This window comes from Pedobacter sp. KBW01 (assembly GCF_003852395.1).
Lineage (GTDB): Bacteria > Bacteroidota > Bacteroidia > Sphingobacteriales > Sphingobacteriaceae > Pedobacter.
This window is the reverse complement of sequence record NZ_QAJQ01000013.1, coordinates 196,784-209,469: the sequence shown is the minus strand read 5'-3', so window position 1 is coordinate 209,469 and position 12,686 is coordinate 196,784. Positions and strand designations below refer to the sequence as shown.

Annotated in this window: 10 protein-coding genes; 6 read left to right on the top strand and 4 right to left on the bottom strand. The window is 38.8% G+C overall.

The features are described 5' to 3' along the window. Positions 1 to 11 precede the first annotated feature (11 nt). Positions 12 to 1,574 carry a glycosyltransferase family 39 protein gene (locus DBR40_RS15180; RefSeq protein ID WP_124560599.1) on the top strand — a complete coding sequence of 521 codons (1,563 nt, stop codon included), beginning with the start codon at positions 12 to 14 and terminating at the stop codon, positions 1,572 to 1,574. Beyond that, a complete protein-coding gene (locus tag DBR40_RS15175) occupies positions 1,564 to 1,890 on the top strand; it encodes a nucleotide pyrophosphohydrolase (RefSeq protein ID WP_124560598.1) in 327 nt (108 codons plus the stop codon). The genes DBR40_RS15180 and DBR40_RS15175 overlap by 11 nt, the downstream gene beginning before the upstream one ends. 82 nt (positions 1,891 to 1,972) lie before the next feature. On the opposite strand, the gene DBR40_RS15170 is transcribed toward DBR40_RS15175, so the two are convergent. Beyond that, positions 1,973 to 2,275 carry a DUF4286 family protein gene (locus tag DBR40_RS15170; RefSeq protein ID WP_124560597.1) on the bottom strand — a complete coding sequence of 101 codons (303 nt, stop codon included), beginning with the start codon at positions 2,273 to 2,275 and terminating at the stop codon, positions 1,973 to 1,975. Between the two features lie 267 nt (positions 2,276 to 2,542). Here DBR40_RS15170 and DBR40_RS15165 point away from each other — a divergent pair, with 267 nt between their 5' ends. Next, positions 2,543 to 3,193 (top strand): hypothetical protein, encoded by a 651-nt coding sequence (locus DBR40_RS15165; protein ID WP_124560596.1) that lies wholly within the window; start codon positions 2,543 to 2,545, stop codon positions 3,191 to 3,193. Between the two features lie 73 nt (positions 3,194 to 3,266). Here the strand turns inward: DBR40_RS15165 and DBR40_RS15160 are convergent, their stop codons facing one another. Next, the gene (locus DBR40_RS15160; protein ID WP_124560595.1) at positions 3,267 to 5,090 is read right to left on the bottom strand and encodes a tetratricopeptide repeat protein; all 1,824 of its coding nucleotides are present in this window, start codon (positions 5,088 to 5,090) and stop codon (positions 3,267 to 3,269) included. A 228-nt stretch (positions 5,091 to 5,318) separates the two neighbouring features. On the opposite strand from DBR40_RS15160, the gene DBR40_RS15155 reads away from it, so the two are divergent. The 3 genes from DBR40_RS15155 to DBR40_RS15145 all read left to right on the top strand — a co-directional run bounded on the left by DBR40_RS15155 (position 5,319) and on the right by DBR40_RS15145 (position 9,726). Beyond that, positions 5,319 to 7,202 carry a prolyl oligopeptidase family serine peptidase gene (locus DBR40_RS15155; protein ID WP_124560594.1) on the top strand — a complete coding sequence of 628 codons (1,884 nt, stop codon included), beginning with the start codon at positions 5,319 to 5,321 and terminating at the stop codon, positions 7,200 to 7,202. A 3-nt stretch (positions 7,203 to 7,205) separates the two neighbouring features. Then, on the top strand, positions 7,206 to 8,879 hold the full coding sequence (locus DBR40_RS15150; protein WP_124560593.1) for a sensor histidine kinase: 1,674 nt from the start codon (positions 7,206 to 7,208) through the stop codon (positions 8,877 to 8,879). 157 nt (positions 8,880 to 9,036) lie between these two features. Next, positions 9,037 to 9,726, top strand: a complete 690-nt coding sequence (locus DBR40_RS15145; RefSeq protein WP_124560592.1) for a response regulator transcription factor — start codon at positions 9,037 to 9,039, stop codon at positions 9,724 to 9,726. Positions 9,727 to 9,811: 85 nt separating this feature from the next. Here DBR40_RS15145 and DBR40_RS15140 read toward each other — a convergent pair whose 3' ends face one another. Both DBR40_RS15140 and DBR40_RS15135 read right to left on the bottom strand, forming a co-directional pair. Further along, positions 9,812 to 11,068 (bottom strand): metallophosphoesterase, encoded by a 1,257-nt coding sequence (locus tag DBR40_RS15140; protein WP_124560591.1) that lies wholly within the window; start codon positions 11,066 to 11,068, stop codon positions 9,812 to 9,814. Between the two features lie 78 nt (positions 11,069 to 11,146). Continuing rightward, the gene (locus DBR40_RS15135) at positions 11,147 to 12,634 is read right to left on the bottom strand and encodes a sigma 54-interacting transcriptional regulator (protein ID WP_124560590.1); all 1,488 of its coding nucleotides are present in this window, start codon (positions 12,632 to 12,634) and stop codon (positions 11,147 to 11,149) included. Positions 12,635 to 12,686 lie beyond the last annotated feature (52 nt).

The window sequence follows — 12,686 nt, the reverse complement described above, 5'->3', positions numbered from 1 at the left end:
AACAGGTATATATGCAAAATGATATCAACTTTAGAACGTCGAAATCCCCACAGGTGGATTTAGCAGTGCTTTGTGGATTTGTTATTGTAAAACTCATTTTGCCCTTCTTTTTTGTTAATGCCGCCTATAGCCTACATCGCGATGAGTTTTTACATCTGGATCAGGCCAATCACCTTGCCTGGGGCTTTCAGTCGGTACCACCGGTTACTTCGATTTTTGCACTTTTAATTCAGTTTTTAGGAAAAAGCGAGGCAGCTGTTCGGTTGGTTACGGCAAGCATTGGCGCGGCAACTTTAATTTTTACCTGGAAAATTGTAGCCGAGTTTAGAGGAGGCCTCTATGCAAAAGTGCTTTCTGCTATTGCTTTAATATGCTGCGCGGTTGGCCGCCTGGATTTACTTTTCCAACCGAATGCATTTGATCTCTTAAGCTGGACTGCCATTTACTTTTTCCTGATTAGGTATATCAATACCAAAGAAAACCGATACTTGTATTTTATGGCTTTAGCCCTTGGTATTGGTTTCTTAAACAAATACAGTATTTGCTTTTTGGCCGCGGGTTTACTGCCTGCCTTACTGATCTCTAACCAGCGCAAAATTTATAAAAATAACCACCTGTATTTTGCTGGGCTTGTTGCTTTGCTGGTTATGCCCCCCAATTTACTTTGGCAATACCACCATCATTTTCCGGTTGTTGGCCACATGAAAGAACTGGCCAGAACGCAACTCGATAAAATTAACAGAGCCGATTTTTTAAAGGATCAGCTTTTGTATTATTTCAATATCATTTTTATTGTTTTGGCCGGTTTATGGGCTTTGCTTTTTAGTAAAACCTTTGCCCCTTACCGGTGGATTGTGATTGGTTTTGTGATTTCGCTGGGCTTGTTTACCTGGTTTAGGGCCAAAGCTTATTATGCGGCAGGTTTATATCCTGTTGTTATAGCTGCTGGCTGCACTTATTTGGCCTTGTTGTTTAACCAGCGGTGGAAAAAATACCTCAGGGTTTTAATGATAATTTTACCTCTTGCATTGTTTAGTATCACTGTAAAATATGCCTACCCGATTTTAAGTCCACAACAAATTGTTGCTAAACACAATAAATTTGCCAGGGTAGGGTCTTTGCGTTGGGAGGATGGACTACAGCACGATTTACCGCAGGATTTTGCTGATATGCAAGGTTGGAAAGAAATGGCCAGGTTAACAGATTCGGCATATGCCCGAGTTAAAGATAAATCGGCCTTATTGGTACGTGCCGATAATTACGGTGAGGCAGGCGCAATAAACTACTATTCGAAATTTAAAAATATAAATACGGTAACTTACAATGCTGATTATTTGTACTGGTTTAAAATGGATAAACCAATTAAACATTTAATTCTGATCAGGGAACCGAACGAGGAAGATCCACAACGAAAAAAAGAGCAGCCATTTTTTAAGAAAATAACCAAAATAGGAGAGGTAACTACGCCTTATGCCAGAGAAAAGGGCGCAGCAGTTTTTTTACTGGAGGATGCTACCATTGATATTAACAGCAGGATACAATCAGAAATAGAAGAAGAAAAACATGACCATTAACGAAGCACAGGAAACAGTAGACCGTTGGATTAAAACAACAGGTATCCGTTATTTTAACGAGTTAACCAATACCGCCATTTTAATGGAAGAGGTTGGCGAAGTAGCCCGCATTATGGCCCGTAAATACGGTGAGCAATCGTTTAAAAAAAGCGACGAGGATGTAAATCTGGCTGATGAAATGGCCGACGTGATGTTTGTTCTAATTTGCCTGGCCAACCAAACCGGCATTAACTTAACCGAAGCTTTAGCGAAAAACCTCGAAAAGAAAAGTATCCGTGATGTCGACCGGCACAAGAATAATGAGAAGCTAAAGTAATTATGGAATGCATTAATGGTTGAGTGATTGAATGATGTTGTTTACATTCAATTCACTCATTCAAAATTTAATCCTTTTAAACTTAACCGATAAACTCCATCAAGCTGCGGTAGGCTACAAAACGGTTTTTGTATCTTTCGTTTAATTCGGTCTGTAAAGGTGGTGCGAAAATTTCCTGATATTGGTTGTAGTTTTCTAAACTATCTACTACGTATTGTGCGCAATAGGTTACGCCTTCATTTGGCGAATCTACCACCTTTAACAAACGGTTAGACACAAACATGCCAGTAGCCATTACCTGTGGAATATGGGTTTCCTGCATCCACTGCAACCATTCCTGGGCTGCAGCATCTTCTAAAATGAGCGTAACATTGTATAAGTACATACTGCAAAGATAAATAATATATCATGGCTAAAAAATTGGAACAAGCCTTTCACCTCTATTTTTACTTTGATTTGCTGCTGCACACTGCAGGAAGGTTTCAAAGTAGATTAACTCAATTATTGCATTTATAACTGGTTTTTTATTATAAAATGATTCTTTTACCAGTAAGCTAACTGAGTAACAATGGTGGCCAACTTCTACATAAAAGAAATTACCAGAAACATTTTAATATATATCTTTATTCGCACCTAAATAGTTATAATAACCATGGATTTTGTAACCTTTCAACGATTTAATGATAAAGCTGCTGCATTGGTACTAACAGAAACATTAAAGGAAAATGGGATTGAGGTTGAATTGGAGGATGTTTCTGCAGATTTTGATGTTTCGTTCGCCAATAACGAAATTGATAAGGATTTTAGGGTTAAGTTGAAATCGGCAGACTTTGAACGGGCCAATACTTTGTTACAGCAATTGGCAGAGAATGATTTAGCATATATAGAACCTGATTATTACATTTTTGATTTCAGCAATGAGGAACTAAAAGAGATTGTAGTAAAACAGGATGAATGGAGCAGTTTAGATTTTTTACTGGCCAAAAAAATATTAAAGGAACGGGGAATTGAGATAAACGATGATCAGATTGAGTTGCTTAAGGCAAAAAGAATAGATGTGTTGGCCGAACCAGATAAAGCTCCACAAGGACTTATCGTTGCAGGCTATGTTACAGCAGTTCTTGGAGGACTCTTTGCCGTGGTAATTGGATTATACTTAAGAAACCACAAAAAAACTTTGCCCAATGGCGAAAGGATTGTTGGTTATGTGCATGGAGATAGGGTACATGGCGAACGTATTTTAATATTGGGGATTTTAGGGATTATGGTTTCTGCTTTTCTTCAATTTAGAAATTACATTTAAACAAGGCTCAATTTATCTAATTTGATAAATTGAGTTTGTAACAATTAACCGATTTAAACAGTCAACCAATTAACTAAACCCCATCTCCGCGTAAATTCCTAAACCTTTTCCTGGCTTCGGCGCTAAACATACTGCCGGGATAATCGGTAATCAGTTTTTGGAAATAAATTTTTGCCTGAGCAATATCGTTTAGTTTTTTCTCGTATAAATCGCCAAGGGTAAAAAGGGCATCATCCGTCCATATGCCATCTTTAAAATCATCGGTTACTTTTTTAAGGATATCGGCTGCTTTTTGAAAATCGTTTGCTTTAATCAAAATCCTCGCTTTACTCATCATAATGGCATCGGTAAGGCTGTTTTGCGGAAAAGCAATGGCAATACTGTCCATTTTTTTGATGGCACGTTCAGGCAGGTTCCTAAATAAAAGCATCTCTGCATCGGCGTACATTTTTAACGCGTTGCTATCTGCAGGCGTTTGAATGTTGTCGTTAATCAATAAACTTAAGTTCAGGGCATCGTTTGCAATTAATTGCGAGGTGGCGGCTTTTAAAACCAGGCATTGGCCGTTACTGTATTCGAAATTACCCTGATAAAAAGAAAGCTTAGCGCTGCGGAAACGTGCTTCGTTGCCAATAGGCTGCCCTTCAAATTGCTTGCTTACCTGTTCGTAAACCAAAAATGCCTCCCAGGGTTCGTTGGTTAAAATGTAAATATCGCCTAAATCAAGTTTCAGCTGGCCTACTTCTTGGTCGTTAACGCCCGGCATTTTTATGGCTTCTTCCAGTTCTTTTTCGGCCAATGCGGGTTTATTGAGATAGTAAGCCTGTAAATTAGCCAGTTTTTTAATGGCAAAAAGGGTATTGCGGTTTTTGCCGTTTTCGGCCAGTAAAGCCTCGTAATCTTTGGCCAGTAAATCAAGTTCAGCAACTGTATATTTCCCGCTGGTACGCAGGTTGTAACGGGTGTTTAGCATTTCGATTTTTGATGGCAGATAATACTGGTTATCCTTTCCTTTGGTTAAAAGGTATTCGTATGCTTTTATAGCGGTTTCGTATGCATTGTTATCTACAAAAGTATAAATGGCATTAAATAAGGTTCCTCCATCTGCTTTAGTACGTTTATCAAAAGCAATGAGCTGGCGCAGGGCCATATCAAATTCCTGTTGTTGTATGTAATTCCAGGTAAGCAACTGGATATAAATTTCGGCATCGGGCTCTTTCTGTATCTTTTTCAAAATTGCCCCCTGAAAAAGCTGGTAATCGTTTTTATCTTCAAAAACAGCCGAAAGTACAGCTTCTGCCTGTGGTAAAAGCTGTGGCATTGTAGCAAATGCATCCAGATATTCCTGCATCAGCATGGGCTTATCCTTTTTAAACCTGTAGATATTTAGCAGTTCGAAAGTAAATAGCTGCTCATTGCCTAATATTCTCCGGCCCTGTTTAAACGTTTGTACCGCAAAATCGTAATTTTCGAAACGGTAAAAGTTATTGGCTAAATTTCTGATCTTAAATTCATCTTTCGGGAGTTTAGAAATTACATCAGTAAAAATTTTATTCGCCGCCTGTACATCGCCTTTTTCCTGGTACAATTTGCCCAAAGCAATGGGGTACATATCGCTCTGTGGATTTTTCTTAATCTCACGTTTAACTACCTTTTCGGCTACATCATATCGCTTTAGCTTTATTAAGGTGTTAAAATAGATGTCAAAATAGGCTTCGTTGTTGGGGATGGCATAAAGTTTTTCTAGCAAAACAAGTGCTTTTTCATAATCTCCATCCTGATAATATTGTATGGCTAAAGTGCTTTCGTCTGGCGCTATTGATTGGCCAGGGCGAAAAATCTGAGCATTGGCCCCCAGCGTAAGCGTTAAGAATATGATGAAAAGCAAACGGTTCATAAAGCCTAAATTATAAGTTTTAAATGTAACATTTTAATAAAGGTTTAGCTAAACCACTATCTTATATAAAACGTATTTTAAATGTTACCTGTATTTTATTTTGTGTATATGTTATAAATACTAAATTGAACCACTACTTATTATTGGTTGCATAGGTAACATTGTTGGTGTAAATCGTGGTTAAGTTGTTGTGATAGTTATTTTTGTTGTCCCGTTGAGGATTTATTTATGCTAAAAAGGATTTTTCTATTGTTAATGGTCGTATTTATTTTTGCCTGTAAAGGGAAGAATGATAGTGCTATACCTGTAGATGATTTTTTTAAAACGCAGGATAAAGCCTATTACCGCATTTCGCCCGATGGGAAAAGCCTTTCGTATTTAAAGCTACAGAACAAGAAGCTGGAACTTTTTGCCGAAGACCTGGCTAGTGGGAAGAGTGTGCAGCTTACCGACCTGAACGATAAGAGCATTAGCTTTCATTTTTGGACAAGCAACAACGAATTGATCTACTATACCGAAGATGAATCGAAAGAGCGCAGATCTGATATTTTTGTCATCAATAAAGATGGTAGCAAACAGGTACAGCTGTATACGAATGAAAAAAGCAGGTTGAGGGTAATTGAAGATCAGTTGATTGATAATAAATACATTATCGTTTCTTCAAATAAACGCGATTCGACCCTTTTTGACGTTTACCGCTTAAATGTACGTAACGGCGCCATGGATATGCTGGCCCAAAATCCGGGTAATTTCAGTCGGTGGATGACTGATTGTAAAGGTGAACTGATGTTAGCCATTGCCAGTGATGGAGTAAATGAAACCTTAATGTACCGCGAAAATGCAGGCAAGGAGTTCAAACCGGTAATTACCAATAACTTTGAAACCACTTTACAGCCTGTTGCCTTTTCAGAAACCAAATTGCATGGTCTCTATGCCATTTCTAGTGTTAACCGCGATAAAAATGCGCTGGTAGAACTCGATTTACTTACCGGAAAGGAAAAACGGGTGCTTTTTACAGGCGATACCTCAAACGTAGTTGATGCCACTTACTCGCGGTTCAGGAAAAAAATGCTTTTTGCAACTTACGAAACCTGGAAAAGAGAGAAATATTATCTTGATGACAGTACAAAACTGGCTTATTCAAAAATAGATCAGCTTTTGCCAGGTACCGAGTGGATAATTGCAGATAAAGATAGAACCGATAAAGTATTTATAATACGCACTTTTACCGATAAAAACCCTGGTTCATACTATTTATATACCGCTGCAGATAATAAGCTAAAAAAACTAACTGATGTGAGTCCTGCTATTAAACCAGAGGACATGAGCACCATGAAGCCCATTAGTTTTAGGAGCAGCGACGGTTTAACCATTAACGGCTATTTAACCCTGCCAAAAGATAAAAAAGCAGTTAATTTGCCGGTTGTAGTTTTTCCGCATAACGGGCCTAAAGCTAGAAATAGCTGGGGTTATAATGCTGAGGTACAGTTTTTAGCCAACCGCGGCTACGCTGTTTTACAGGTAAACTACCGTGGATCTACCGGTTACGGTAAATCATTTTACGCAGCAGGCTTTAAAGAGTGGGGCGATAAAATACAAAATGATGTGAATGATGGAGCCAGGTGGCTAATTGCACAGAAAATTGCCAACCCGAAGCGGATTGCTATTTATGGTAATGGTTTTGGAGGCTATATTGCCTTAAATTGTTTGTATAAAAATCCCGATCTTTATAAATGTGGTGGATCGAATTCTGGCGTAATTAACCTGTTTAGTTACCTGAAAACCTTCCCGCCGTTTTTAAAAGCTAAATTGCAGATGTATTACGAAATTGTAGGCAATCCGGTAACCGAAACAGATTACATGCGCTTTGCTTCGCCTGTTTTTCATGCTGATCGGTTTAAATCGCCTATTTTTATTGCGCAAAACCCTAAAGATCCAAGTGTAAACGTAGCCGAAGGGGTACAGTTTATTAAAGAACTTAAAAAACGCAATGTTCAGGTTACTTACATCGAAAAAGAAGAAGGCCCTAACCCGGTAATACGCCAGCAGGGAAGAACGGCTTTGTATAAGGCTTTAGAAGAGTTTTTACAAGAAAACCTGGGTAAGAAATAGGGTATGGCTTTAGATAAAAAAAGCGGTTACCGTAAAAACTTTTCTCTTGGTGTAACCTTTATTGTACTCATTTCAATCCTCTTTATTTTATCGCTCTTTCTGGCCTTTAACTACAGCAAGAAATCGATAGAAAATGATTTTGTTTCGGAGAAGGTAAATGTACTGGAACAGAGCATTAAGCCCTATAACGATTTCTTTCAGAACAAAATGCCAGAAATCTCATATTATAGTGGCTATTTAGATTCCTCTACGGCTTCGAAATTTGTAGATACGGTAATGTTAAAGTATCCTTTTATTTCGAGGGTTACTTTTTACGATACAGAGGTAAAAGTGGCACCAGTAAGAGATGGTATTAATGCCAACTATCTGGGTATAGGTCCAAAATCAATTTATCAGTTCGGAAAAGGAATCAGCCCCGATTCGGTAAAAGTTTACTCAGAAGAAGATCCCACCTCTTTCAATGTTGGCGATGATTTTAATGCAATGGCCTATAAGCTGGCTACATTTGTCGATCGGTTAGATACCGCTGCTGTACCCACACAAGAAGAGCTTTTTACCAATTTTTCGGTGGTTAATTCGAGTGAGAATAAGATTACCTATTTAAATATTCCGCGCCGCGAAGACCTGAAAACATATAAAGAGATGATGAAGCGGAAGCTAAATCCCTCGCCGGTTTACCCGCAAGATGTACTCGTTTTTAAGCTCGACCCGCATCAGGTTAAAATTGTAAATACGCGGCCTTTATTGTATCAACATATTAGTATTGAGCCCTTAACATACGATCCGATTGATAATTCGGATGAAAATATGCATACCGAAATTGCCTTACCAGGGGCATTTTCTGATTTTAAACTGTACTTTGTTTCTTCAAAATCTTACATCAAAAAGGAGATTTTTATTTATTTTATGCCAATTGCCCTGGTGCTTTTATTGGTGTATGGTGTACTGCTGCTGGTTGCCTTCTTAATTTACCGTAACCTCAACATCAATAGCAAAATGTTTAAATTGCAGTACGATTTTGTGAATAACCTTACGCACGAGTTTAAAACGCCGGTAAGTGTGATCAAGATTGCAGGTAACAACATTAAAAGCGCTACAGCTTTAAGTCAGCGTGAGCAACAGCTTTACGGCAAAATTCTGGATGAAGAGGCGGATAAGCTGAACGGTTTAATGAATAAACTGCTGGCTTTTACCCAGATTGAGAATAAGGCAATAAAATTAAACCAGGAGGAAGTTAATATTGTCGATTTTATTGAAAGCACAATAGAATCGCACACGCTTAAACATCCTGATTTTAAGATCACCTATGAAGTAATGGGCTTTAAAACCTTTATTACCGATCCGGTGTTGTTAGGGAGTTTGTTCGATAACCTGGCCGAGAATGCTTACAAATACTCTAAGCCTGATCAGAAGAAACTTCATATTAGTGCTAAATTGATTAAAGGTGTGCTGGTTTTCAGGTTTACCGATAAAGGAATTGGGATAGCGGCATCAGAATTAAACAATATATTTAAGAAATTTTTCCGAATCCAGAACGAATATAACCAAATGGGTAGTGTAGGCCTGGGTTTGGCATTTTGCAAAGAACTGGTTAACTTTATGGAAGGAGATATTTCTGTAAAAAGCAAAGTGGGCAGTGGTACAGAATTTAAAATTGTGCTGCCTTTTAATAGTTAGAGAAGGTTGGAATGTTGGAAGTTGAAAAGTTGGAATGTTGAGTTAACCTTCCAACATTAAAACAACAGATAAAACAATAAGTAAAAAGTTAAAGGTGGTAACGCTGAAACATTTCAACGTGGTAGCCTTTCAACATACAATGTAAACACATATATAAATGTCTAAAGAAGTAAAAATATTAATCGTAGAAGATGATGAAAATCTTCGCTTTCTTGTAGCCCATCGCTTAAAGGCCGAGGGATATACGGTGCTAGAGGCAAATGATGGTGATGCAGGTGAAAGGATGATTTTGGCTGATCAGCCTGATATTGTTTTATTGGACTGGATGATGCCGGGTAAACAAGGAGCCGAAGTTTGCGAGCACGTGCGTAAACAAGGTTTCGAAAACCTGATCATTATGATGACTGCCAAAGCGCAGGATGTAGATAAGATTGACGCCTATAATTTTGGTGCATCTGATTACATTACCAAACCTTTTAATATGGATGTTTTGGTAGCCATGCTAGAGAGCAAGGTGAAATTTATTGTGAATAAAGATACAGCAGAAATTCACCGTTTCGGTAATATGGAACACCATCCGAATATTCACACCTTGTTTAGAGATGGTAAGAAAATAGAATTAACCATATTAGAGAACCGTATTTTATTGTACTTCTTACGCAATCCGGGTAAGGTAATTAACCGCGACGAGCTGATGCTGGTAGTTTGGGGTTATAACTCTGATGTTAATACCAGAACACTTGATATGCACATTGTGCGCTTGCGTAAGAAAATAGAATTGAATCCCGATAATCCACAGTTATTGCAAACCGTAAGGGGAGTAGGTTACAGGTTTAATGCGGGGTAGGAGTAATTATTGAATGAATGAATTTCGAATGATTGAATGTTTTAGGCATAACGCCCATTCAATCATTCAAAATTCTATAATTAGTTTAGGCTCTTTTTAAAGTAAATATGGTAATCTCAGGCAATATTCCAACTCTGCCGGGATACCCTAAAAATCCATAGCCTACGTTAACATACAGCTGTTGGTGTTGTTCCTTGTATAAGCCGGCCCATTCTTTATAAATGTATTGTATAGGGCTCCATTGAATTTCTTTAAACCTTAAGCCAAACTGCATGCCGTGGGTATGACCGCTAAACATCGCATCAATTTGCGGGTATTTTTGCAGTACCTCGCCCCGCCAGTGTGATGGATCGTGACTCAGTAATAATTTCACAGGTAAATCATCGGTGTTTTTAACGGCGAGTTCCATCTTACCATATTTCGGAAAACGGCCCATTCCCCAGTTTTCAACACCTAATATCCCGATTTCTTCGCCATCAACCTTTAACCTGCGGTTATCGTTCATCAACAGGTCGTAACCCATAATCTTGTGCACATCAACCATGTCTTTCAGGTTTTTTACCTTGGCTGGCGATGATTCCTTGCCAAAAAAATAGTCGCCATAATCGTGGTTTCCGAGCGATGAATAAACACCCAGCGGTGCTTTTACTTTCGAGAAAATATCCTGATAATCGCGTACTTCGTTGGTTAGGTTGTTTACCAAATCGCCTGTGAAAAAGATGAAATCAGGTTTTTCGCCCAACAGCATTTCTACACCGCCTTTTACAGCAGTTTTATTATAGAAACTTCCCGAATGGATATCTGAAATCTGGCCCATAGTAATGCCATCGAAAGCTTTGGGTAGGTTGGGTAATATTAAGTTTACCCTTCTTACCTGATAATCGTATGCGCCAGAAATAATACCCCAGCTTAACGACGTTAAGGGAACGGCAGCAGTAACCAGTCCAGCCTTAACCAAAAATGCTGAACGCGAAATTTTATCGTCTTCATGGGGGCTTGTAGCTGAGGCAGGCATGGCGCTGCTCACTTTTTTTCTACTTAGTTTAATCCATAATCTGCGCAAATCATCCAGCACGAGGAATGGCAGCATGGCTAGTTTGCAAGCCACAGTTAAAAAGAAAGAAACCAGAATGATGGCACGTAGCGTAAGAAACAAATTGAGGTAAATGCCACAGAAAACGCCAAAAATCAATAAGGCACTATAACCCCAGTATGCAATGGCAAATACTTTTTTAGTATTAGTTTTCCATTTCTTAAAAACCGAGATAATGGCTTTGAAACAATAGATATCAAAAGCGATAATAAAAATGCAGGCGGCAATGATAAAAGGTAATCTTCCCATTTCTGGTGAGTTGAGTAATTTATTAAACAAAAAGGCAGGAATTTCGCCTGCCTAAATTAAAGAAATTATAATGTTTTATTATCTGAAATCGTCTTCATCTTCTTCCTCGTCAAATTCGGCGTTAAATAAACTGCCAAACATATCGCTAAAGCCAAAGCCGCCGGTTAAGTAATTTTTACTCAGCTGCGAGTATTCGGCCAAGCCATGCAATACAAACTCCATCAACAATAAAGTTTGGTTTTCGCTTAACTTGGGGTGAAACTTTTTAACTGTGTCATATAGGCCTGGTACCAGCATCAATGCTTTTTTATATTGTACGCTGGTTAAAAGGTCAGTTAAATCAACATTATTGCCTTCGGTAAACCATTCGGTTATTTCGGTGTAAGGATTGGCTGTTTTGCTTTTTTTAGCTTTTTCAGGATCGGGGAAATAACGTGCAAATAAAGTTTTAACTGCTTTGCCGATTAAGGTAGTGGCCACATGTGCCGGTCCTTCAAGCTCGCCTTCGTAAACCAGCTCTATTTTACCGGTTATGGCCGGGATAATGCCCGCTAAATCTGATAAACGTACAAAAGTATTTTTTTCGCCTGAGATCAACATCCTTCTTTCGGCTGTGCTGATTAAATTTTCATAAGCCGAAATGGTTAATCTGGCCGATACCCCCGATTTCTGGTCGATATACTCACTTTTACGTGCTTCGAAAGCAATTTGCTCAATCAAATCTTTTAGCAAACCATCGGCCTCTATACTGGCTTTTTGTTCGGCAGTTAATTTGGCTTCCTGGAAAGTAATTTTGCGCGAAATTTCAATGCTTTTTGGGTAGTGGGTTAAAATCTGACTTTCTATCCTGTCTTTCAAAGGGGTAACAATGCTTCCGCGGTTGGTGTAATCTTCGGGGTTTGCAGTAAATACAAACTGGATATCCAGCGGCAAACGCAATTTAAAACCGCGAATCTGAATATCTTTTTCCTGCAGCATGTTAAATAATGCCACCTGGATACGTGCCTGTAAATCAGGAAGTTCGTTAATAACGAAAATGCTGCGGTGTGCGCGTGGAATTAAACCAAAGTGGATAACCCTTTCATCATTGTACGTTAGTTTCAGCGTGGCTGCCTTTATAGGGTCAATATCGCCAATTAAATCGGCTACGGTAACATCAGGGGTAGCCAATTTTTCGGTATAACGCTCGCTGCGGTGTAACCAGGCAATTTCAGTTGCATCACCGTTGATGGCAATTTCGTTTTTTGCATACCATGAAATCGGGTTCAGCGGATCGTCGAAAATTTCGCTTCCGGCTACGTAGGGCACATACTCATCCAATAAGTTAACCATTAAACGGGCAATGCGTGTTTTGGCTTGTCCGCGTAAGCCCAAAAGCAAAATGTTGTGGCGCGATAGAATGGCGGTTTGTAACTCAGGAATTACCGTTTCATCATACCCAATAATGCCTTCAAATTCGGTTTTCTTATCACGAAGAAACTTAATCAGGTTTTCCCTTAATTCTTCCTTAACGCTTCTTGATTTATAACTGGTAGCCTTTAACTGACCTAATGTAGTGTTTTGCATTTCTTGGTTTAAATGGGTTTAAGACATAGGGGTTAAGGTGTAAGGTTTGCAA

What these genes read in the sequence shown, in the direction of transcription:
- DBR40_RS15180 (WP_124560599.1), top strand. Translation starts at nt 12, where the DNA reads ATGCAAAATGATATCAACTTTAGAACGTCGAAATCCCCACAGGTGGAT.
- DBR40_RS15175 (WP_124560598.1), top strand. Translation starts at nt 1,564, where the DNA reads ATGACCATTAACGAAGCACAGGAAACAGTAGACCGTTGGATTAAAACA.
- DBR40_RS15170 (WP_124560597.1), bottom strand. Translation starts at nt 2,275, where the DNA reads ATGTACTTATACAATGTTACGCTCATTTTAGAAGATGCTGCAGCCCAG.
- DBR40_RS15165 (WP_124560596.1), top strand. Translation starts at nt 2,543, where the DNA reads ATGGATTTTGTAACCTTTCAACGATTTAATGATAAAGCTGCTGCATTG.
- DBR40_RS15160 (WP_124560595.1), bottom strand. Translation starts at nt 5,090, where the DNA reads ATGAACCGTTTGCTTTTCATCATATTCTTAACGCTTACGCTGGGGGCC.
- DBR40_RS15155 (WP_124560594.1), top strand. Translation starts at nt 5,319, where the DNA reads ATGCTAAAAAGGATTTTTCTATTGTTAATGGTCGTATTTATTTTTGCC.
- DBR40_RS15150 (WP_124560593.1), top strand. Translation starts at nt 7,206, where the DNA reads ATGGCTTTAGATAAAAAAAGCGGTTACCGTAAAAACTTTTCTCTTGGT.
- DBR40_RS15145 (WP_124560592.1), top strand. Translation starts at nt 9,037, where the DNA reads ATGTCTAAAGAAGTAAAAATATTAATCGTAGAAGATGATGAAAATCTT.
- DBR40_RS15140 (WP_124560591.1), bottom strand. Translation starts at nt 11,068, where the DNA reads ATGGGAAGATTACCTTTTATCATTGCCGCCTGCATTTTTATTATCGCT.
- DBR40_RS15135 (WP_124560590.1), bottom strand. Translation starts at nt 12,634, where the DNA reads ATGCAAAACACTACATTAGGTCAGTTAAAGGCTACCAGTTATAAATCA.